Annotated in this window: 20 protein-coding genes and 1 rRNA gene; 14 read left to right on the top strand and 7 right to left on the bottom strand. The window is 47.6% G+C overall.

Annotated elements, in window-relative coordinates:
* Nucleotides 1-5: 5 nt before the first annotated feature.
* The gene (locus JHL22_RS07710; protein ID WP_200235657.1) at nucleotides 6-974 is read left to right on the top strand and encodes a Bug family tripartite tricarboxylate transporter substrate binding protein; all 969 of its coding nucleotides are present in this window, start codon (nucleotides 6-8) and stop codon (nucleotides 972-974) included.
* Between the two features lie 204 nt (nucleotides 975-1,178).
* Here the strand turns inward: JHL22_RS07710 and JHL22_RS07705 are convergent, their stop codons facing one another.
* Both JHL22_RS07705 and JHL22_RS07700 read right to left on the bottom strand, forming a co-directional pair.
* Nucleotides 1,179-2,168 (bottom strand): Bug family tripartite tricarboxylate transporter substrate binding protein, encoded by a 990-nt coding sequence (locus tag JHL22_RS07705; RefSeq protein WP_200235655.1) that lies wholly within the window; start codon nucleotides 2,166-2,168, stop codon nucleotides 1,179-1,181.
* Between the two features lie 148 nt (nucleotides 2,169-2,316).
* Nucleotides 2,317-2,883, bottom strand: coding sequence for a TetR/AcrR family transcriptional regulator (locus tag JHL22_RS07700; RefSeq protein ID WP_329610654.1), 567 nt, complete (start codon nucleotides 2,881-2,883; stop codon nucleotides 2,317-2,319).
* 144 nt (nucleotides 2,884-3,027) lie between these two features.
* Here JHL22_RS07700 and JHL22_RS07695 point away from each other — a divergent pair, with 144 nt between their 5' ends.
* Genes JHL22_RS07695 through JHL22_RS07680 form a run of 4 tightly spaced genes read left to right on the top strand, consistent with a single transcriptional unit; the run spans nucleotide 3,028 to nucleotide 7,250 of the window.
* Entirely contained in the window at nucleotides 3,028-4,599 is a 1,572-nt protein-coding gene (locus JHL22_RS07695; RefSeq protein ID WP_200235653.1) for an AMP-binding protein, read from the top strand.
* Nucleotides 4,600-4,659: 60 nt separating this feature from the next.
* Nucleotides 4,660-5,640 (top strand): Bug family tripartite tricarboxylate transporter substrate binding protein, encoded by a 981-nt coding sequence (locus JHL22_RS07690; protein WP_200235651.1) that lies wholly within the window; start codon nucleotides 4,660-4,662, stop codon nucleotides 5,638-5,640.
* A 24-nt stretch (nucleotides 5,641-5,664) separates the two neighbouring features.
* A complete protein-coding gene (locus JHL22_RS07685) occupies nucleotides 5,665-6,834 on the top strand; it encodes a thiolase family protein (protein ID WP_200235649.1) in 1,170 nt (389 codons plus the stop codon).
* Between the two features lie 2 nt (nucleotides 6,835-6,836).
* Nucleotides 6,837-7,250 carry a Zn-ribbon domain-containing OB-fold protein gene (locus tag JHL22_RS07680; RefSeq protein ID WP_200235646.1) on the top strand — a complete coding sequence of 138 codons (414 nt, stop codon included), beginning with the start codon at nucleotides 6,837-6,839 and terminating at the stop codon, nucleotides 7,248-7,250.
* Nucleotides 7,251-7,286: 36 nt separating this feature from the next.
* Here the strand turns inward: JHL22_RS07680 and JHL22_RS07675 are convergent, their stop codons facing one another.
* On the bottom strand, nucleotides 7,287-8,084 hold the full coding sequence (locus JHL22_RS07675; protein ID WP_200235644.1) for an IclR family transcriptional regulator: 798 nt from the start codon (nucleotides 8,082-8,084) through the stop codon (nucleotides 7,287-7,289).
* Between the two features lie 105 nt (nucleotides 8,085-8,189).
* Here JHL22_RS07675 and JHL22_RS07670 point away from each other — a divergent pair, with 105 nt between their 5' ends.
* From JHL22_RS07670 to JHL22_RS07635, 8 genes are read left to right on the top strand one after another with little or no spacing between them, the layout of a single operon-like run.
* A complete protein-coding gene (locus JHL22_RS07670) occupies nucleotides 8,190-9,176 on the top strand; it encodes a Bug family tripartite tricarboxylate transporter substrate binding protein (RefSeq protein ID WP_200235642.1) in 987 nt (328 codons plus the stop codon).
* Between the two features lie 9 nt (nucleotides 9,177-9,185).
* Nucleotides 9,186-9,980, top strand: a complete 795-nt coding sequence (locus tag JHL22_RS07665) for an enoyl-CoA hydratase/isomerase family protein (RefSeq protein ID WP_200235640.1) — start codon at nucleotides 9,186-9,188, stop codon at nucleotides 9,978-9,980.
* Between the two features lie 8 nt (nucleotides 9,981-9,988).
* Entirely contained in the window at nucleotides 9,989-11,134 is a 1,146-nt protein-coding gene (locus tag JHL22_RS07660) for a CaiB/BaiF CoA transferase family protein (RefSeq protein WP_200235637.1), read from the top strand.
* Nucleotides 11,131-12,048, top strand: coding sequence for a hydroxymethylglutaryl-CoA lyase (locus JHL22_RS07655; RefSeq protein WP_200235635.1), 918 nt, complete (start codon nucleotides 11,131-11,133; stop codon nucleotides 12,046-12,048). Before JHL22_RS07660 ends, JHL22_RS07655 begins: the two co-directional genes overlap by 4 nt.
* Before the next feature lie 23 nt (nucleotides 12,049-12,071).
* Complete coding sequence (locus tag JHL22_RS07650; protein WP_200235633.1) at nucleotides 12,072-13,265, top strand: acyl-CoA dehydrogenase family protein; 1,194 nt, start codon at nucleotides 12,072-12,074, stop codon at nucleotides 13,263-13,265.
* Between the two features lie 8 nt (nucleotides 13,266-13,273).
* Entirely contained in the window at nucleotides 13,274-14,608 is a 1,335-nt protein-coding gene (locus JHL22_RS07645) for an MmgE/PrpD family protein (protein WP_200235631.1), read from the top strand.
* A gap of 52 nt (nucleotides 14,609-14,660) precedes the next feature.
* A complete protein-coding gene (locus JHL22_RS07640) occupies nucleotides 14,661-15,431 on the top strand; it encodes a class II aldolase/adducin family protein (RefSeq protein ID WP_200235629.1) in 771 nt (256 codons plus the stop codon).
* A gap of 21 nt (nucleotides 15,432-15,452) precedes the next feature.
* Nucleotides 15,453-16,439 (top strand): 2-dehydropantoate 2-reductase, encoded by a 987-nt coding sequence (locus JHL22_RS07635; protein ID WP_200235626.1) that lies wholly within the window; start codon nucleotides 15,453-15,455, stop codon nucleotides 16,437-16,439.
* A 114-nt stretch (nucleotides 16,440-16,553) separates the two neighbouring features.
* On the opposite strand, the gene JHL22_RS07630 is transcribed toward JHL22_RS07635, so the two are convergent.
* Together JHL22_RS07630 and JHL22_RS07625 are read right to left on the bottom strand one after the other, a co-directional pair.
* Nucleotides 16,554-17,618, bottom strand: coding sequence for an exonuclease domain-containing protein (locus tag JHL22_RS07630; protein ID WP_200235624.1), 1,065 nt, complete (start codon nucleotides 17,616-17,618; stop codon nucleotides 16,554-16,556).
* 15 nt (nucleotides 17,619-17,633) lie between these two features.
* Nucleotides 17,634-18,653 (bottom strand): aldo/keto reductase, encoded by a 1,020-nt coding sequence (locus tag JHL22_RS07625; RefSeq protein ID WP_200235622.1) that lies wholly within the window; start codon nucleotides 18,651-18,653, stop codon nucleotides 17,634-17,636.
* Nucleotides 18,654-18,922: 269 nt separating this feature from the next.
* Between JHL22_RS07625 and JHL22_RS07620 the strand changes: the two genes are divergently transcribed.
* Nucleotides 18,923-19,120, top strand: a complete 198-nt coding sequence (locus JHL22_RS07620) for a YqaE/Pmp3 family membrane protein (RefSeq protein WP_200235620.1) — start codon at nucleotides 18,923-18,925, stop codon at nucleotides 19,118-19,120.
* 228 nt (nucleotides 19,121-19,348) lie between these two features.
* Here the strand turns inward: JHL22_RS07620 and JHL22_RS07615 are convergent, their stop codons facing one another.
* Together JHL22_RS07615 and rrf are read right to left on the bottom strand one after the other, a co-directional pair.
* A complete protein-coding gene (locus JHL22_RS07615) occupies nucleotides 19,349-20,980 on the bottom strand; it encodes a Na+/H+ antiporter (protein WP_200235618.1) in 1,632 nt (543 codons plus the stop codon).
* Between the two features lie 208 nt (nucleotides 20,981-21,188).
* Nucleotides 21,189-21,299 (bottom strand): 5S ribosomal RNA (rrf, locus tag JHL22_RS07610); the annotation flags it as partial.

Here is a 21,299-nt window from a genome sequence, read left to right as displayed (position 1 = left end):
CATACATGAAGTTTAAAAAAAATCATTTTATATTCAATTGTATTGCAGCACTTGCCTTTAACTCTGCAGCACTGGCCAATAATTATCCCTCTAGCCCGATCAGGCTTATTGTTCCATGGCCTGCGGGTGGCTCTGCCGATGCAGTCGGACGGCTTTTAGGCGAGCAGCTTGGTAAACAACTTGACACCACCGTTATTGTTGAAAATATCGCAGGCGCTTCAGCCACCATTGGCACGCAACAAGTTGCCAAAGCCAAGCCTGATGGCTATACCTTACTTTTAGCCAGCAGCTCGGGCAATGCCTCAGCCCCTAATCTATACAAAAAAATCAATTTTGACCCCATTAAGGATTTTTCCCCTATTGGTCTAGTTGCACTCATACCCAGTATTCTTATTGTATCTAACGACTCTACGTTCAAGTCACCCGAAGATATCGTGGCTGCTGCACAAAAAAAACCAGGAGCGCTAGCCTTTGGCTCTGGTGGCATTGGAAATTCAGGACATCTTTCCGGTGAACTTTTTGCTTCAATTGCAAACTTTAAAGCCAACCATATCCCCTATAAGGGAAATAACCCAGCTCTGACCGACCTCATTGGCGGACGACTTGATTTCATGTTTGACAATGGCGCCATTCCACACATTAAAAGCAAACGTGTCAAAGCATTGGGCATTGCTTCAAACTCACGAATCCAGGCACTTTCAGACTTGCCTACTCTAGAGGAACTTGGCTATCAAAATATGATACTTAGCACTTGGTTTGGACTGGCGGCCCCTACCCAAACGCCTGACGACATCATTCAAAAAGTCAATCTCGCCCTGAACAAATCATTACAAGAATCCGCATTCGCACAACGACTTATAGATATGGGGGCTGAATTGCGCACCACAAATCCACAGGAATTTAGTATTTTCTGGCAATCAGAACTGTTGAGTTACAAAAAACTCATTGAAAACAGCGGTGCCCAAGCACAATAATTTTAATATATTTATATATTGTAGTGCCATAAAAAATACAGGCAAGGAAAATGTTTTGCCTGTATTTTTGAACAATTAAATCACGCATCTGCCAAAATTTTTTTCAGTCGATCAATTCTTCAGAACGAGCAAAAAAACAGGCTTGCGCTCACTTTTCAGTATATTTTCATATCCCATAAAAAAATGAACTGACCCACAGTCCAATCAATTCTGTCTTAAATTATTTTCTTCAATCACCCCAGACCAGATGGCGGAATCCCTGGCGATCGTTTCCTGCATGGTTTGCGAATCAGTATAGTAAGGATACGCACCCACCGCTTTCAGACGAGTCTGTGTTTCCGGGTCATTAACCACTTCTTCCAAAGCATCCGACAAGATTTTTACCGTCTCGTCTGGCGTATCTTTGGGAACCAGCAAGCCAGACCAGGAGACGGCTTTACTTGCCTGGATATCCTGTTCTTGCAATGTTGGCACTTCTGGCAACTCATCCAGACGCTGGTCGGTATTGACCGCAATGGGACGCAAATTACCTGCCTTAATCTGGGTAAGAACAGCTACCAAATCAGAATACATAACAGCTACATCGCCTGCCAGCACGGCTGTTACCGCTGGTGCACTACCCCGGTAAGGAATATGTGTCATTTTGACACCCAGATCCTTTTTGATCAGTTCCATGGCAAGATTTGCCGTACTGCCAACTGCCGCTGACGTATAGTTAATGCCATCTTTATTGTTTTTAGCTGCCTGCGCCAACGATTTCATATTGGTAATATCAGGATATTTTTTTGCATTTACCACGATTACCAATGGCGTAATATACGCTGTACCCACCGACTTGATATCTTTTTCCAGGTCATAAGGTGCCTGGGACAAGATAAATGGTGCAGTCAGGCTAGGGGCTGCCAGACTGGCCACCGTGTAGCCGTCGGGCTTGCTTCTGATCAATTGGTTAATTCCAATGGTACCGGAGGCGCCAGATTTATTCTCAACCACAATGGTCTGGTTCAGTTTTTTACCTAGGGCATCAGCCAGTACACGACCCGCAACATCAGAGGGTCCTCCAGGCGGGAACGGAACGATGTAATTCAACGATTTATTTGGAAAATCATTAGCTTGTGCATTTGCAGCCTGCAAGACCAGACCTTGACTTAGTATCAATGCAGAAATAGCAGTCAATTTACGTAATAACTTCAAAGCGATCTCCTACCATCCAATAATAATATAATGACCAGAGCGTACCTTGAAATCTGGCTTAAAAATATTGGTATATCTCCTCGTTCGTCAATTTGGAAAGGAGGCTTCCATAAAATGTAAGTTTGCAAAAAATAGATGTTTTTTCCGCTCAATCGTTTCTTTTCAGCAACCCCTCAAGTACCAATCTATAAAAATGGTCAAAGGCATCACCAATGCGCATCCCGGTTTCCTCAAGAAAAGCAGGATTCCTCAGACGATGGGCGGCCCCCAGCATAGCCTCGGACACCAATCTTGAATTATATGAAGTGAATACCTCTTGCCTGACCCCTTCCTCAATAATTTCTTCCAATCCTCTGATGCGGGCTAATTGATAATCATCAAACAATTTCTTGCCCTGCTCTGTTGCCTCCAGATCAACCAGGCACGCTTTGCTAATACCTGATGTATTCAGTGTTGCTGTCAAATAAGCCTTGATAATCTTGACGGGTTCACTTTCTTTATTGGCCTTGGCAAAACCCTGATCAAGCTGCGCAGTAAAAACATCACGACAAATATCAATAAATAATTCCTCTTTGGCAGTCGCCATCTGATAAAGACGTCTTCGTGAACACTTTAACCGGGCGGCAATATCGGCAATCGTTAATGTGGAAATACCTTCCGTCATTAATAGCTTTGTTAATTGCTGCCTGAATTCTTCGTCTGTCCGCCGTGCCACAGTTTATACCTCCTGAAAATTCCAATTATAACTGCCCGAATATTTTTGGTACTTTCCCTATTGACTTGGTACCAATTAATCAATAAGATTCACTTAACGGTACCATAACTAAAGATTTAGTACCATAACAAATAGAGACAATTCATGCAACATACCGATCAAACCCTATACAGCACCACCACCGTACCCGAGCTTTTTCTTTCTGCGTTCAAGGCTTTTCCGGACCGCATTGCCCTGGTAGATACAAAACAGCAGCTTACCTACCGGGAAGTTGCCACAAAATCATTTCAAATTGCCCGACTTCTTCAGCATAAAGGCATGAAACGCCAGGATACTGTCGCTTTGCTGCTAAGCAACAGCATTGATTCTTTACTAACATTAATTGCCGTTCAATTAATGGGGTTACGTTATATTTCCCTGCACCCCATGGCCTCGGAAAGCGATCATTGTTTTGTTTTACAAGACGCCCAGGTACGTATGCTTATTGCTGATGCCGGTAAATTTCCAGAACGCACACAAGCCCTGCATCAACAAAAAATAGTTCAACAAGTACTTACCCTGGAGCCTTCTTCCATCGATGCTGGCCTACTGCAACAAGCCTTATCAATGAGCCCTGAACCAATAAGTATTGATGCACAGCCTGAAGACTTTACAAAAATTTCATATTCAGGCGGCACAACCGGTCGCTCAAAAGGAATTTTGCAAACCCACCGCACCGCGGTCACCATGGTGAATTACCAGCTCGCCTATTATGATTGGCCACAAAATATACGTTTTTTAGCGACTACGCCCATCTCGCATGCTGCCGGTTCATTTGTACTGCCTATTTTCCTACGTGGTGGCACCATGCATCTGCTTGATAAATACTCGGCAGATACCTTCATGCAATATGTGACGCAGCACCAAATCAATGCCACCTTCATGGTGCCCACCCAAATTTATACTCTGCTTGACTCTCCACAACTGGCGCAGACAGACCTGTCCAGCCTTGAGTTCATCTTATATGGTGCTTCACCCATGGCACCTGCACGCTTGCTTGAAGCCTTGCAGAAAATTGGCCCGGTTTTCGGCCAACTCTATGGCCAGGCCGAAGCCCCTATGATGATCAGCTACTTACGCAAGGAAGATCATGACCCGTCCCGCCCCCATTTGCTTCGTTCCTGCGGCCGCGTAATTCCTGGCAATACGGTCAAATTGCTGGACGCGGATTTGAATGAGGTCCCAGCAGGAGAAATTGGTGAAATTTGTGTTCGCGGACCGCTGGTTATGGACGGTTATCTGAATCGCCCTGAAGAAAATGAAAAAGTCTTTGCAGGACAATGGCTGCATACCGGCGACATGGCCCGACAAGACGAACAAGGTTACCTGTACATCGTTGACCGCGCCAAAGATATGATTATTTCAGGTGGTTTTAATGTTTACCCCAGTGAAATTGAAAATTGCCTTGCCACACACCCTGCCATTGCCATGTCTGCCGTTATTGGCGTACCCCATGAAAAATGGGGGGAAGAAGTCACCGCAATCGTTGTTTTAAAACCAGGCATCACACCAAGTGAAAAAGAACTGATTGATTTTGTACTGAAGGAAAAAGGACCGGTAAATACTCCTAAAGCCATCTTCTTTGAAGAACAGCTTCCCTTAACGTCACTGGGAAAGATTGATAAAAAAACCATTCGCAGCAAGTTCTGGAACCAGCAGGACAGAATGGTTAGCTAGGCCTGTAAGACGATAAAAATGCAGACAGTCATTCGACATGCATAACACAAGGAGACAATGATGATGTTAAAAAAACTTTTAATCGTAGCCGGTTGCATTTCCATGGGAGCCTTAAGCGCCACCACCCATGCGGCCTCTGAATACCCCAACAAATCAATCCATTTAACCGTTCCATTTGCAGCAGGTGGTGTTACTGACCTGACCGCCCGCACTTTTGCCAAACAACTCTCCGGTTCCCTTAAACAACCTGTTATTGTAGAAAATCGGCCAGGAGCCGGGGCCACCATTGGTGCCAATCATGTAGCCAAATCAAGCCCAGATGGCTACACCCTATTGCTTGGCACCAATGTTACCCATGCCATTACACCGCAAATGATGGAAAAATCGCCTTATAATCCACTTGAAGATTTTCAGCCCATTGCCATGTTTGGCCTGAACGGAAATGTACTGCTTGTGAAGCAGGATTTCCCGGCTAATACCTTTGAGGAGTTTCTTGACTACATCAGAAACAGCAAAAACGAACTTAATTATGCATCGGGCAGTATTGGCAGTTCTGCGCATCTTGCCGCTGAATTACTCAAAATTGAGGTCAAGGACATTCAATACACGCATATTCCGTTCGGTGGTCCTTCTGAAGCCATGTCGGCCTTAATCGGTGGCCACGTTGATTTCATGTTTACCAATATTGGTGCTGCAGTCAGCCAGACAAAATCGGGCAAGGTAAAAGCCCTGGCCGTCACAACAGCCAAACGCAACACTGAATTACCCAATGTTCCCACTATAGCGGAATCTGGTGTACCCGGATTCGAGGTGGTTGGCTGGCTGGCAGCCTTTGCGCCTAAAAACACACCACCTGCCACCACACAAAAACTGAACGCGCTGATCAATGCCTCTCAGGAAAACACCGACTTGCGTAAAACATTAGATACGGCCTCAGTCATCCCTGTTATTTATACACCGGAAGAAACCGCAACTTTTGTAAAGAATGAATATGAAAAATGGGGCAATGTCATTCGCGCAGCCAAGATTCCTAAAATGTAAAAATCCACTCACTCGGAGTTTGTAATGACTATCAAAAATAAGGCCTATATTGTTGGCGCTTATGAGCACCCCACCCGGTTTGCACCCGATAAATCTGTTGCCCAACTTCACGCAGAAAGCGCGCTGGGTGCCTTGCAGGATGCCGGGCTGGAATTAAAGGATGTAGACGGCTACTTTTGCGCCGGTGACGTTCCTGGCGGCAGCCCGATTTCCATGGCTGAGTATCTTAACCTTAACCTGAGCTGGCTGGACGGCACGGAAATTGGCGGATGCTCTTATATTGCGCATGTAGAACGTGCGGCACAAGCCATTGCTGCCGGAAAATGCCGGGTTGCCCTGATTACGCTGGCGGGCAAACCCAAAAGCACTGGTGTGGCAACCGGTACTGCCCCCCGGATACTAGGCCCCGAACGGCCGGAAACCCCGTGGGACTTGCCTTATAAACCCACCATTACCGGCATTTATGGCATGATCACCCAACGGCATATGCACGAGTATGGCACCACCGCCGAACAGCTGGCCGCCATCAAGGTTGCCGCCTCGCATCATGCCCAATATAATGAAAATGCCCTGCTTAAAAAAGTAGTCACGATTGACGATGTCATTAACTCACCCATTATTGCGCCCCCCTTGCACCGGCTTGACTGCTGCGTCATTACCGATGGCGGTGGCGCGCTTATTGTTACTACGCCTGACATTGCCAAATCACTTAAGCGACCTTTAGTAAAAGTCATGGGTGCCAGCCAAACCATCAAAACCAGCCATGGCGGCTATATTGCTCCCACGGAAACAGGCGCTATCAAAACCGGCCCTGAAGCCTTTGCCGAGGCAGGCGTTACCCCCAATGATATTAAATACGCCTCTATTTACGACAATTTTACGATTATGGTTCTTATGCAGCTTGAAGACTTGGGTTTCTGCAAAAAAGGCCAGGCAGGCCAGTTTGTGGCCGAAGGCAATTTAATATCCGGCACCGGCAAACTACCCTGGAATACGGATGGCGGTGGCCTGTGCAACAACCACCCCTCCAATCGCGGTGGTATTACCAAAGTGATTGAAGCGGTACGCCAACTGCGTGAAGAAGCTCACCCGGCCGTACAGGTAAAAAATTGTGATATCGCACTGGCAGCCGGCCCAGGCCTTGTGGTTGGTGAAGGTCATGCCCATGCCACCCTTATTTTAGGAAGAGAATAAATATGGATAATCTGGATAATAAAACCCTGGACTTTCTTTCCGATGCATATGCCAATGCTTACCCGGAAACCAAACCCTTTTGGGAAGCGGCGGAAAAAGATGAACTCTTGCTAAAAACCTGTCACGATTGCGGCAAACCACATTGGTATCCGCGTATGGTTTGCCCCTTGTGCGGCAGTGCAAATACGGCTTGGCTAAACGCAAGCGGACAGGGCTCTTTGTATGCTTTCAGCCATATTGAAAAAGCAAATCCTCCTTACACGCTGGCCTATGTTCAGTTAAACGAAGGCCCCATCATCATGAGCAATATTATTGATGCGGATATTAACCAGCTGAAAATTGGATCGCTCGTAACGGTAGCCTTCCAACGCATGAAAGAAGGCAGGAAAATGCCAGTTTTCAGATTGAGTGAATGAGGGGGAGTTTTCATAACCCATAAAGACGTCTTGCAACTAAACGTCTTTAAACATTATTGAACCGCGGATTTTCAGGGCCAGCGTTTCTGTCATCCGCTTCAAAGCCCCTACCATTTTGTCGTGGTTCTGTTCCTCGCGTACGGTCAATGTCGATACACTCAAGGCACAAATTCCATTGCCATAAGCGTCCCTGAGCGGCATTGACAGTGAGCGAACTGGCAGATCGGGCGCATCCTTGATGGCATACCCCTGCGTTCTCGCCTGTGCAACAATCTTCATAAACTCATTTATAGGCGGCTCTGCGCGCGCGGCTAACAAAGTGGAATTTTTCAACAGGATTTTTTCCACTTGCTCATCGGTCAGAGTGCTTAACAAAGCGATGCTACCAGCCCCGCAACCCAACGGACGCCGCTGCCCTACGCCTAGGTTCAACACACGAATAGGAAAATGCCCTTCAGCGCGGTCCAAACAAACTACGTCATGACCACTTCTAACCGTTAAAAAAGCACTATCACCGGTAATCTCCGACAGCTCCTGCAGCGCTTCTTTACACAGTTGCTGGGCTGGTACTGATGAACTGGCAGCAAGACCAAGTTCATACAAAAGCGGGCCAAGATGGTAATTGCGAGTCAATGGGTTCTGCACCAGCATGGACTCTGCCGTCAGTCGTCGCAAAATTCGATGAGCAGTGGGTCTTTCAATGCCAGACCTTTCTGCTATTTCTCCCAATCCAAACCCCACCCCATCCGAGGCGGCAATAACACGCAGGATTTCGGTTGCCCGGCCAATACTTTGTGTACCCCCTACTTCTTTTTTATTATCGCTATAGTCCATATTGTGGATTCCTTTTGTTTACTAGTTCATCTTTTAGCATAATAATACATTCACGCAACCCAAAACAAGACATTGCGCCAAATAACTAACACTGAGGAGACACACATGAATTTTCCCAAACAGATAAAAAACTGTTTTGCTGTTGCAGGATTGATTTCCCTTACAGGTGTGGCAATAGCCGCTTACCCTGAAAAACCGGTCAGCACGATTGTGACCTTCCCGCCCGGCAATTCTGCCGATCTGGTGGGCCGCACGATGGCCCAGCAGCTTGAACAGGCATTTGGCCAAACATTCATTGTTGAAAACAAAGGTGGTGCCGGCGGCACGATTGGGGTTGAACAGCTTACCCGAAGCAAACCCGACGGTTACACCATAACCATTACGTCACTGTCTCCAATCAGTATTATTCCAGTCACCAAAAAACTGTCTTATGATCCTCTGAAAGATCTAGAGCCAATTAGCCTGCTGGCACAGGGGCCCATGGTCGTCCTTGCCAACAAGGATGCCCCTTTCAATACCATGCAAGAGCTTATTGATTATGCAAAAGCCAATCCGGGAAAACTGAACTACGGCTCATTGGGTGCCGGTACGATCAGCCAATTAACCACTGAACTTTTCAAGGAAGCCGCAGACATTGACATCAAGGAGATTCCTTACAAAGGCAGTACCCAGGCTATTCAAGACTTGATTGGTGGCAGGATACAAATTCTTTTTGATGGCAATGCCTCCGCTATCCGGCAAATTGAAGCCGGTGCGGCAAAAGGCCTGGCCGTCACTATCCCGCAGCGCTCCCCCCTGATGCCTGACACACCTTCCATTGCAGAAACCAATGTAGAGGGATTGAAAAACTTTACCTCCCAGGGCTGGATGGGTGCCTTTGCACCGGCAAACACACCACCGGAAGTCATCAAATCTTTACACGAAAAAATGCAGATCGCGCTTAAAACCCAACCCGTCATTGAACGCTTTAATGCATCCGGATTACAGGCGATTGGTTCGGAAACACCTGAAAAATTTGATGAATTCGTCAAAGAAGATCTCAACCGCTGGAAATCGGCCGCAAAAATGCTGGGTATCAGCCCCGATCAATAAGGATAAATCATGAACAAAACCTACGAAACCATAAAAGTTGAAGAACCGTTTCCCGGGATTCTGCTGGTCACCCTAAACCGTCCGGAAGTATCCAATGCATTCAACACCCAAACCGGACATGAACTGTATGATGTATTTCATCCTCTGGAGCTTGAGCACCGCAAATATCGCTGTGTCATTATCACTGGCGCCGGTGACAAGGCCTTCTGTGCCGGGGGAGACTTAAAAGAACGCAAAACCCTGACGGAAGAGCAATGGGTTTTACAACATGAACTTTTTGAACGCACTTTTCGTTCAATTCTCAACTGTCCACTGCCTATTCTGGCTGCCGTCAATGGCCACGCCTTTGGTGGCGGCTTTGAATTGATGTTGCAATGTGATTTTGCCTATGCATCCCGCAACGCTCGTTTTGCTCTGACTGAAGTTTCCCTGGGCATCATGCCCGGCGGAGCCGGTACGCAAACCTTGCCACGAGCCGTTGGTGAACGCCGTGCCAAGGAAATCATTCTGACAGCAAGCCCTTTCAGTGCCGATGAAGCTTGCGAATGGGGAGTTGTCAATCGTGTTTTCGAACCAGATGAAGTCCTTGCAAGAACGCTTGAAGCCGCACAAAAAATTGCCGCCAATGCCCCGCTTTCAATCAGGCAGGCAAAGCACTCAATCCACTACGGATTACAAATGGATCTGAATTCCGGCATGATGTTTGAGCTTGAAACGTATCAACGCATGGTTCACAGCCAGGATCGCAAAGAAGGCATTCTGGCCTTCAATGAAAAGCGCAAACCCAACTTCAAGGGCTGGTAAGAATGAAAATGAACACCATGAACACCATTAAACCATTGCCATTGCAAGGCTACACCGTTTTTGAAATTGGGCAGAATGTTGCTGCCCCATTTGCTGCCCAAATCCTGGCTGATTTGGGTGCCACGGTGATTAAGATTGAAAAACCGGCGGGTGACGATGCCCGTCACTGGGGCCCGCCAGACTGGGAAGGTGCTTCGGCCATGTTCCAGACATTAAACCGGAACAAACAATCCCAAATTTGCAATTTCAGGGATCAACAACAGGTTGAACAACTCAGAAAACAATTCATCGCGCAGGCGGATGTCATTATCCAGAACTTCAGACCGGGTGTCCTGGAAGGCCTGGGCCTTGATGAAAAAACCCTGCGTGCCACTAAACCCGAGCTGATTTACTGTGATATGGGTGCCTTTGGCAGTGGTGGTCCGTTATCTGACCTGCCTGGTTACGACCCGCTGATGCAAGCCTACGGTGGTTTAATGAGCGTGACCGGTGAGCCGGGGCAGCCTCCGGTCAGGACGGGCTATTCAGTCATTGACTGTGGTACTGGCATGTGGGCCGCCATTGGCATTCTGTCTGCCCTGTTACAACGCGAGAAAATGCAGGAAGGTGCTCATGTTGAGGTTTCCCTTTTCGAAACCTCCTTAAGCTGGATGCAGGTTGCCAGCGCCCAGCATATGTCCAGCGGCCAGGTTCCAGGCAGACATGGATCAGGGGCGGCAACCATTGTGCCTTACCGCGCCTACCAGACGGCTGACGGACACCTGGTGGTTGCCGCAGGCAATAACGGCCTGTTTGCCAGGCTGTGCAAAGTGCTGGCCCACAGCGAATGGACTGAAGATGAACGTTTTGCCAATAACCCGCAACGCGTCATCCACCGAAACATCCTTGATGAATTGATCCAGAATGAATTAAGCCAGCAAACACGCGAATATTGGACTGCCAAATTGCGTGAAGCCAACGTGCCTTGTGCTCCGGTACAGGACACGGCTGAAGCCTTTGGCTGCGAACAGGCTCAGGCCTTGGGTGTTATGCAGGAAGTCCCCGATTCCGCCATGAAATTCATGGGTCTGCCCATTCGCCTTGACGGACAAAGGCCTGCCATCCGGCTTTCGCCCCCTACCCTACAACCCTTGACTGAAGCGAGTTTGTCATGACTGATAGCAATCAGGTCTTCGTTCGGGAAGTCGGTTTGCGTGATGGCATTCAGAGCCTGGATACCATTACCACCCAAGACAAAATAGAATGGCTCAAGGTTGAGTCTGAAGCAGGTGTTCGCGCCTTTGAAATCACCTCGTTTGTTCCCGCGCATGTGATTCCACAATTTTTTGATGCACAGACAATGGTCGAGCAGGGACAACTGAACCCCAGGTTGCTGCTTTCAGCACTGGTGCTGAATGAAAAAGGGGCCATGCGCGCCTTGGAGGCCGGAGTTAAAAATATTGTATTTGTCCTTTCAGCCAGTGCCACGCATTCACAAAAAAATGCCCGTACCACGCTTGAAAACGCGCTTGCTGCAGTGGCACGATTAATCGAAATGGTCAAGCAACAGCCGGAACCGCCACATATAACCGGTGCCATTGCCACTTCTTTTGGCTGTACCTATGAGGGCCATATTGAAAGCAAGACGGTTCTGAATATTGCAGACAAAATGGCACAGGCCGGCGTTGATCATATTGCACTGGGAGACACGGTTGGTTTTGCGGGCCCCAGACAAGTCAGAAACCTGTTTACCCAACTGCGTCAACTACTCGGCAAGCTGCCGGTTGGCGCTCATTTTCATGACACGCGCGGCATGGGTATGGCTAACGTACTGGCTGCCCTGGACGCTGGTGTCAGACACTTTGATGCCTCTTTGGGAGGCTTGGGTGGTTGCCCGTTTGCCCCCGGCGCAACCGGTAACATCGCTACCGAAGATCTTTGTTTCCTGCTGGAAGAGTATGGCCTGCAAACCGGTATTAACCTTGAAAAACTGCTTGAGGCCCGGCGCTGGCTGGCCACCCTGCTTCCTGACGAGCCATTACAAGGTGCTTTGTCACGTGCAGGACTACCAACAATCATTACACATTAATTATTGAGATCAGGAAAAAAACCATGGATACATTAAGCACACAAACCCTCCCCGTTTCCATTGAATTGGGTAACGACTATGAAGACATCAGGGAAAGCGTTCGCCGCATTTGCGAGAATTTCCCCGGCTCATACTGGAGAAACCTGGATGAACAGCAAGGCTACCCTTCCGAGTTTGTTAATGCCCTGACCGAAGCCGGTTATCTGGGCGCTCTGATTCCCGAAGAATATGGTGGCAGTGGCCTGCCCCTGCGTGCAGCATCGGTTATTCTGGAAGAAATTCATGCGGCCGGCTGCAATGCAGGTGCCTGCCACGCACAAATGTATATCATGGGTACGCTTTTGCGTCACGGCAGCGAAGAGCAAAAAAGAAAATACCTGCCCGATATCGCCAGTGGCAAACTGCGCCTGCAGGCCTTTGGTATTACGGAACCCACCACCGGCTCAGACACCACCCAAATCAAGACCCGGGCCGTGCGTGATGGTGACAACTATATTATCAACGGCCAGAAAGTATGGACCTCACGTGCCCGTTATTCCGACCTTATGCTATTACTGGCCCGAACCACGCCTGCCGACCAGGTCAAGAAAAAAACTGATGGTATTTCTGTGTTCCTGGTAGATTTGCGTGAAGCCCGTGGCAATGGGGTGGAAATCCAGCCTATTCGCGCCATGATCAACCATAATACAACCGAAGTGTTTATTGAAAACCTGGTGGTTCCTGCCTCCAGTCTGGTTGGTGAAGAAGGCAAGGGATTCCGTTATATTCTTGACGGCATGAATGCAGAACGCATTCTGTGTGCATCGGAAGCGATTGGCGATGCGAAATGGTTTACCAAGACAGCTGCCGTCTATGGTAATGAGCGTGTAGTATTCGGTCGTCCGATTGGTCAAAATCAGGGCATTCAATTCCCTATCGCCCGTGCCTATGCCGAAACGGAAGCAGCCGATATGATGGTACGTAAAGCGACGGCCATTTTTGCGGCCGGCCTGGATTGTGGCGAGGCCGCCAACATAGCCAAACTGCTGGCGTCCGAAGCGGCCTGGCATGCTGCCGAAGCCTGCATGCAAACGCATGGTGGATTTGGCTATGCCGCTGAATATGATGTGGAGCGTAAATGGCGTGAATGCCGGGTCATGCAAATTGCTCCCATTTCTTCCAACCTGATTCTTTCCTTCATCGGACAGCACGTTCTTGGCATGCCACGTTCATTCTAGGAGACCTAATGAAAACACTGTCACGGCAAATGGCCGACTTCATCACCAGTGATATTTCAGGGCAAATCACCCCCGAGGTTTGCCAAACTGTGCAACTGGCCTTTCTTGACACGGCCGGCTGCATTCTTTCCGGTCGTGATGAGGAAGTAACCCGCCTGTTTGCAACCTGGGCAAACAGGCGTTACTTGAATATGCAAGAAGCAGATGTATTCTTTTCGGGGCAAAAACATACGGCGATGGTTGCCGCCATGCTTAACGCTGTTTCAGGCCATGCATTGGATTTTGATGATGTTGCCCTGGCCGGACACCCCAGTGTTGTGCTGGTTCCCGTTCTGCTTGCCGAGTCAGATCGCAACGGTTTAGCCGGGCAGGCACTGGTCAGTGCCTACTTGAAAGGTTATGAGATTTGGGCGGATTTGCTTAACCGGATACCCGACCCTTTGCATGAAAAAGGATGGCATCCCACCGCAGTGCTGGGTACGATGGGTGCCACCGCCGCTCTTTGCGCGGCGCGTCAAATTGATAGTGAAAAAACCACCCATGCACTGGGCATAGCTGCCAGCCGCGCCTCTGGATTGGTCGCCAATTTTGGTTCGATGTGCAAACCCCTGCATGCGGGTTGGGCGATCGAATATGCTTACGGGGCTGTTGAAATGGCCGCCATGGGTGTAACGGCTTCAGCCGATGCTCTGGAAGGATCAACCGGTTTCCTGACTGCTTTTTCAGACCGGCATGCGCCGGATCGCGAACGACCTTTCGAAAAGCAGCAGGCATTAAGCATCAACACGGTTAAACCAAGTATCAAAAAATATCCAGTCTGCTATGCTTCACACCGTGTGATTGACGGTGTATTGCAATTAAGGCAACAGCATAATATTCCCATTGAACACATACAAACCATTACGGCAACCGTCAGTGAAACCAATGCCAGAGTGCTTAAATACCAGCACCCAGGCACGCCTCTTCAGGCGAAATTCAGCATGCCTTTTGCCTGTGCCTCGGCGCTGGTTTATGGTGAAGTAAGCCTGCAAAAAATGACTGAAGATGACATTACCAACCCAGCCATCCGGACATTGATAGAAAAAGTTAAGGTTTCAATCAATAATGAAGCCTGCCCGCTTGAACCCAGCTTTGCCCTTCACGATGACGTTACCATTACTCTCAAGGATAACACCCGCCTTGAAAGTGGCCCGATCCGTTTTGCATTGGGTCATGCCCATTTTCCGCTTGCACCGGCACAATTGGAAGCTAAAATCCTGTCCTGTGTCAAACCGGCCGAACGGGAAAGCACAATGGCATTAATTGCAAAGTTAAACAACCATTTCACTGCAATGGCAATATGATGCAACTAAAACCATGTCATTGACCACCACAACACAGATAAAAGAGACGACAATGAATACACTGGCTGATTCCATTACACTTGAAGAAAACATCACTGAAACCGAACAGGCCCTGCGGGCCGAGTTGGCTGCCTGCTACCGGATTTTTGCGATGCTGGGCTGGACAGAACTGATCTACAATCATATTACCGTTCGCATTCCAGGCCCGGAAAAGCATTTCCTGATCAACCCGTTTGGCCTGCACTACACCGAAGTGACCGCAAGCAATCTGGTCAAGATAGATCTTGATGGCAATGTTATCGGCGCCTCCAAATGGAAAGCCAATCCAGCCGGTTTCATCCTGCACGCTGCCATTCACAGCGGTATTGAAAACGCCCACTGTGTCATGCATACCCACACCACAGCTGGCTGCGCCGTTGCCTGCTCGGCTGCGGGATTGTCGCGAGATAATTTTTATGCTGCCCAATTGCATAATCGCGTTGCCTACCATGATTTTGAAGGCATAACCATCCATGCCGATGAGCAACCAAGGGTACAGCGTTCCATCGGCAACCGGCAGGCCGTGATCCTGAAAAATCACGGCTTGCTGTCATGGGGAAGCACCATTCCCGAGGCCTTTGCCTACCTGTGGACCTTACAGCGTGCCTGCGAAATCCAGGTGGCTGGCGCGGCACTTGGCCCAACTACCCCCATCCCTGAAGAAATACAAATCCAATCCAGTATTGACGCCCTGCAATTTGATCCTCGCTATGGTGCTGGTCGCGATGTTTTTGAAGCGTTAAGACGCCAAGTCGATACCATTGACACCAACTATAAAAACTAACGACCTTAAAGGAATTTATCTATGAAAATCTGTATTTATGGAATCGGTGCAATAGGTGGTTTAATGGCGGCACGGCTAGTACAGGCCGGTTATGACGTCAGTGCTGTAGCACGTGGCGCAACACTTGAATCATTACAAAAAAACGGACTTCAGTTCTATCCAGCGGGCAGCGAGACGGTGCAAAGCTACCCGATTAAGGCAAGCCAGTCTCCTGCAGAACTGGGTGTACAGGACATCGTCATTATCGCAGTAAAAACCACCGGATTACAGGACATCGCCACAAATATTGCACCACTAATAGGACCTGACACCACCATTCTGTCTGCCATGAACGGGATTCCGTGGTGGTTCTTTCATGGGCTTGAACATGAAAGCGGCCATCTGAAACTGGACTCGGTTGACCCACAGGAAACCATTTCCAAACACATCCCGGCCAATCAGGTCATCGGTTGTGTCACACACCTTTCCGCCACCACGCCCGCCTCAGGATCGGTTAAACATATCGCAGGCAACCACTTGATCATCGGAGAGCCCAACGGCACACAAACCCCAAGACTGAAGCAGCTTTGCGCAATACTGGAAAAGGCCGGATTTGAAGTGGAAAACACGTCATGCATCCAAAAAGATATATGGTTCAAGCTATGGGGAAACATGACCATGAATCCTGTTTCGGCCATCACGGGTGCAAAAAGCGATCACATCCTGGAAGACCGTTATGTACGCGATTTCATGTCCCGGATCATGCAGGAAGCGGCCACAGTAGGAGCGAGAATTGGCTTGCCAATAGAAGCTTATCCTGAACAAAGGCACCAGGTTACCTATAAGCTTGGATCGTTCAAGACTTCCATGTTGCAAGATGCTGAAGCGGGGAAACCCCTTGAACTGGATGCCTTGGTAACATCGGTGGCCGAAATAGCTCACCAGCTGGAAGTCTCTATCCCCTGGACTGAGTCATTGCTAGGCATCAGCCGATTACAGGCAAAAACACGTGGGCTCTATCAATACTGATCACTCAAGCCAGATTTCATCAGCACCAAAGTCTGCGTTTTAATCACTCATGCCCATTGACCTGTGACCTTCATCCGGGCAAATGGGCAATTATTTTATATGAATCCCGATTGTTCACAGCGCTACCAAACGGGACATATTCCGCACCAGAATCTTATATATTTCATGGGAAAAGTCATGTTTTTCCCGCGATAGTGTTTGAGCAAGCTCTTCTGTGTCATGGGCCGTACCCAGATACTGCCAATGCCAAAACACATGTTTCAGATTATTTTCAGGTAAAACGGCATAGTCCCTGAACGGCCATTGCTCAAGTTCACCTGTTCTTCTGCGCCTTGGTGATTTGTTTTTCTCTGGTTTATATTGCTCAATCAATCTTTCTTCAGTCAGCAAAGCATCCAGCTCTCCGGCACATTCAATATAGTCCACCCGCATCACACGATCAGAAAATGACTTTCCAGCCGGCAAGGCCCGGTCTTTGGCAAAAAAAGACAGCACTCGCTGGCGAAGCTTATTACCTTTGCCAACAAAAAGAAGCCTGTCATTATCGCCATAAAGCAAGTAAACACCAAGCCGATTAGGGATGGATTCAATTTCTTCCGGATCAATATGCTCAGGCAGATGAGGAATAGTCATCAGTTCTTGAACAGCTTGTTGCAAATAAGCACCATCAAACTGTTGGTTAACCAATTGCCAGAATTGTAATAATACATGGGCATCGCCATACGCCCTGTGCCGCTGCGTGATTTGAAGCTGGTGTCGCTGAACCAGGTAATCTAGCCCATGCCGTTCATAAGCAGGATATAGCCTGCGGGACAGCTTAACCGTGCACAATTTGGGCGTTTTGAAATCAATACCGACTCGCTTAAATTCACTTTTGATGAAACTGTAATCAAACCGCACATTGTGTGCAACAAAAACATGACCTTCAAGCAACTCACAAATTTGCCCAGCCACGTCAGAAAAAAGCGGTGCTTTTGCCACCATACCGTTACTAATACCTGTCAGGTTTTGAATAAAACTGGAAATGTGACAGGTCGGATTGATCAGGGTCTGGTAAGTGGAGACCTTATTGCCATCAAAACGGATAATGGCAATTTCAGTCAGCCGGTCTTGCCCGATCACTCCCCCCGTTGTTTCAACATCCACGAAGGCAAAGGGTTTTTCATAAGTAAAAGTCATTGGAAACGTCATTGATTATTTCAGGCAAGCAGAATAAGGCACCCTGCCTATAACTGGGTGACCAGGATCATTATACCCGGGTGTAGAGCAATGCCCCGTTACCACCAACTCATCGACCAACGCCTCATCGTCGGTGGTCAGTTGATAATCAAGAGCACATTGATACGCCTGCCACTGCTCAAACGTACGGGGCCCCACAATAACGGAACTGACCAGTTGATTGTTCAGTACCCATGCCAGGGAAAAATCAGCGGCTGAAATGCCTTTTGATTCAGCATGCTGCCTGATACGCTGCGCAACCAGCAATGATTCCCGTCGCCATTCCGTTTGCATGATACGACGATCATTGCGGCCTGCACGGGAATCGGGCGGCGGAGCGATGTCCGGGTCATATTTACCCGTTAAAACACCACGGGCCAAGGGACTGTATGACACAACACCAATACCGTAATGGGCAGCCGCAGGCAACTGCTCAATTTCGGCTACACGGGAGACTAGATTGTACAAAGGCTGACTGGCCACTGGCCGATCAATACCTGCCTGATCGGCCAGTCTGACGGTTTCGGCAATACGCCATCCCCTGAAATTGGACACCCCAAAATAACGAATTTTCCCTTGCCTGATCAGATCAGCAATGGCCCGGATGGCTTCATCCAATGGCGCATCGGGTATTTCCCGGTGCAAATACAAAATATCTAGATAATCGGTTCCCAAGCGTTTCAGGCTGGCCTCAACTGCCTGGAAAATCCATTTGCGTGAAATGCCGCGCTGGTTAATGCCTTCGCCAAACGCATTTCCCAGTTTGGTAGCCAAAACCCAGTCATCGCGGTTACTGGCAATAGCCCGCCCAACCACGGCTTCAGATTCCCCATCATTATAAACATCGGCCGTATCAATGAAATTGATACCCCGGTCTTTGGCATCGGCAATAATCCGATGTGATTCCGCTTCTCTGGTTTGTCCACCAAACATCATGGTTCCCAATACCAGTGGGGATACTTTTAAACCACTTTTGCCAAGATTCCGATATTTCATGACTGCTCCACATTGAGTTTTAATTTGAAATAATTTCAAATTTAGCTATATCAAGAACCTACGTCAAGCTGAAGTTTTCTAATTTTCAAAAGTACCCAACAATGAAACAATCTATAAGCTGCTTTAACCATGAAACACCACGAAATGATTTGAAGCAAGACAGGTTTGCGTTTATTTCCACCCTTAGTTATTATTACATTCTTCCTGATTTTCAGGTTGAATGCCCAGTACTAACAACTTGCCTGGCAAGGATTATCCGAAGGAAATAAATGCGTTTAATTATTGCTTTACTCTTGCCCTGGTTGACCTTTTTCACCATCGGTCGCCCTATTGCCGGCATTATCTGCCTAATCCTGCAAATTACCATTCTTGGCTGGATACCCGCCACTATCTGGGCGGTATATGCCCTCAGCCAATACAAGACTGACCAAAAAATAAAAGATGCACTTGGCTCACGCGAGCTTTGATATTTTTTCAAGCGTCTTCATTTTTGTTATGTCACTAACCAGACACTGTATTAAAATACCGTCATTTATCCATCCGTTAACAAACAGGCAGGATTAGGAAAAAAACGCAGCATGTAAACCAGATAATATTAAAGCCTGATTCACATGCTGCGGTTAATTATTTATTAAAACCTTATTTCTTTGTCCTGTTTTATCAGGTGTTAATCACCCCTTTCATCCATCAACTCATCAAGTAAAACGGATGTGATCAAAATCAAGCCTTTCAACCAACTCTCTGGCTAACTCATCAGAAATTATCTTTTTTCTGGCTAATTGAAAAATACTGCTACGGGCCTGATCAATCAATGCCAAACGTAAAGCACGTTCCGCCAGGTATTTATCATATTCAAGATTTTTCTCTTCATCTTCAAGCCGAAAACCATTTACGAACTCAGCAAGCAGTCTGGTTTTAACTTCATCATAAAACTGCTTATCCAAATGATCATTTTTATCAAGCTCATCAATGAGCGATTTTAAATGATCGGCTGCTTGTTCATAGGCAGTCTGGATGGCCATTTTCCGTTGATTGGTATAGCTAATATGAAATTCCTGGCTGGGTGCAACGCCTTTCAGTAATAGAGGTAAAACAATACTGGCTGCAATAAGGGAAATAATAATCACAGCGGCAGCCAGGAAAATGGCTATATCACGACCAGGGAATTCGGATTGATCGGGTAAAAGAAACGGAAGGGTCATTACGCCTGCCAATGTGACGGCACCACGAACACCGGCAAAAGACAAAATAAAAATATAACGCCACGCTGGGATGCCTGATTGGCGTCCATTACGTGAAATAAGACGTGGTATGTATACGCAAATAGTTACCCAAATAAAGCGGAAAGCCGTTAAGGCCAGGGAAATCACTGCAGCGTAAATCAGCAACCACCATGGGTTATGGTGTCCAGTTTGGTTAACCAGATCAATCGCCTCATTGAAAATGGTTGGAAGCTGCTCTCCCAATAAAATAAACATAAAACCATTCAAGGTGAACTGCAAAAGATCCCACATGGCGGTACGCCGCATGCGCGTCATAGGGGAAATACGACCAGATAACTCAAGGGAGCTCATCATTAAGCCTGCAGCTACCGCTGACAGGATTCCCGAACCGCCAATGGCTTCGGCAACTACATAGGCAGCAAAAGGCGTTAACAAACTTAAAAGAATTTCTGAACCCTGCTCCTCTCCCAAATAACGATTGATGCGTTGGTGTATCAATGAAAGTAACCAGGTGGTCGCAACACCGGCTGTAATGCCGGCAACAGCAACCCAAACAAATGAAGTCACCGCCTGCGTAAGGGAAAACACGCCTGTCATGGCAGCTAAAACCGCCATTCGAAAAGCTACTAAACCACTGGCATCATTAAAGAGAGCTTCACCTTCAAGGATGGACATTAAACGCCTGGGTACAGGTAAGCGTCTGGTAATACCTTGAACGGCAACGGGATCGGTAGGAGAAACAATCGCCGCAAGCGCAAATGAAACGGCTAAAGGCATCGAAGGAATCATCCAGTGGATGATATAACCCAAGCCGAATACCGTAATAATAACCAAACCAAAAGCAAGTTGAAAAATACCAGCCTTATCACGTCTTAACTCATCCTTCGGTATCCTCCAGCCATCAAGAAACAAAAGGGGCGGAATTAAAAGCAAAAAGAAAACTTCAGGATTTAATAGAATACCTTCGTCAAAAACACCTGAAATAACAAAACCCAAGGCAATTTGTATCAGAGGTAATGGGAGTCCCCATGGCAAAAACCTTCCAATTAAACCACTGAAAAGAATAGCAATGAGTATGGTAAATACTAGCTCTATGCTTTCCATAATAATCTCCCATTAACTTTAAATTCAAAGAAGTTTACAACAATAGATAAGCATACGAAAAAAGATCATGCTATTTTTTACTTTTTTTGATATTCCACCCATTACGTGGGCAATCATGGTTGCATGGCCTTGATGGATACAGCGCCAAAAGCGACAGGCAATAAAAAACCCCTTCAGAGATATCTGAAGGGGTTTTTTTGAATAAAGAGCCTGACGATGACCTACTTTCACGGATGTCCATCCACTATCATCGGCGCGAAGGCGTTTCACTGTCCTGTTCGGGAAGGGAAGGAGTGGGTCCACCTTGCTATGGTCGTCA

Source organism: Advenella mandrilli (assembly GCF_016595155.1).
Classification (GTDB): Bacteria; Pseudomonadota; Gammaproteobacteria; order Burkholderiales; family Burkholderiaceae_B; genus Advenella; species Advenella mandrilli.
This window is presented reverse-complemented; position numbering and strand designations above follow the sequence as displayed.

Coding starts and splice junctions, on each gene's coding strand:
- JHL22_RS07710 (WP_200235657.1), top strand. CDS start 6: ATGAAGTTTAAAAAAAATCATTTTATATTCAATTGTATTGCAGCACTT.
- JHL22_RS07695 (WP_200235653.1), top strand. CDS start 3,028: ATGCAACATACCGATCAAACCCTATACAGCACCACCACCGTACCCGAG.
- JHL22_RS07690 (WP_200235651.1), top strand. CDS start 4,660: ATGATGTTAAAAAAACTTTTAATCGTAGCCGGTTGCATTTCCATGGGA.
- JHL22_RS07685 (WP_200235649.1), top strand. CDS start 5,665: ATGACTATCAAAAATAAGGCCTATATTGTTGGCGCTTATGAGCACCCC.
- JHL22_RS07680 (WP_200235646.1), top strand. CDS start 6,837: ATGGATAATCTGGATAATAAAACCCTGGACTTTCTTTCCGATGCATAT.
- JHL22_RS07675 (WP_200235644.1), bottom strand. CDS start 8,084: ATGGACTATAGCGATAATAAAAAAGAAGTAGGGGGTACACAAAGTATT.
- JHL22_RS07670 (WP_200235642.1), top strand. CDS start 8,190: ATGAATTTTCCCAAACAGATAAAAAACTGTTTTGCTGTTGCAGGATTG.
- JHL22_RS07665 (WP_200235640.1), top strand. CDS start 9,186: ATGAACAAAACCTACGAAACCATAAAAGTTGAAGAACCGTTTCCCGGG.
- JHL22_RS07660 (WP_200235637.1), top strand. CDS start 9,989: ATGAACACCATGAACACCATTAAACCATTGCCATTGCAAGGCTACACC.
- JHL22_RS07655 (WP_200235635.1), top strand. CDS start 11,131: ATGACTGATAGCAATCAGGTCTTCGTTCGGGAAGTCGGTTTGCGTGAT.
- JHL22_RS07650 (WP_200235633.1), top strand. CDS start 12,072: ATGGATACATTAAGCACACAAACCCTCCCCGTTTCCATTGAATTGGGT.
- JHL22_RS07645 (WP_200235631.1), top strand. CDS start 13,274: ATGAAAACACTGTCACGGCAAATGGCCGACTTCATCACCAGTGATATT.
- JHL22_RS07640 (WP_200235629.1), top strand. CDS start 14,661: ATGAATACACTGGCTGATTCCATTACACTTGAAGAAAACATCACTGAA.
- JHL22_RS07635 (WP_200235626.1), top strand. CDS start 15,453: ATGAAAATCTGTATTTATGGAATCGGTGCAATAGGTGGTTTAATGGCG.
- JHL22_RS07630 (WP_200235624.1), bottom strand. CDS start 17,618: ATGACTTTTACTTATGAAAAACCCTTTGCCTTCGTGGATGTTGAAACA.
- JHL22_RS07625 (WP_200235622.1), bottom strand. CDS start 18,653: ATGAAATATCGGAATCTTGGCAAAAGTGGTTTAAAAGTATCCCCACTG.
- JHL22_RS07620 (WP_200235620.1), top strand. CDS start 18,923: ATGCGTTTAATTATTGCTTTACTCTTGCCCTGGTTGACCTTTTTCACC.
- JHL22_RS07615 (WP_200235618.1), bottom strand. CDS start 20,980: ATGGAAAGCATAGAGCTAGTATTTACCATACTCATTGCTATTCTTTTC.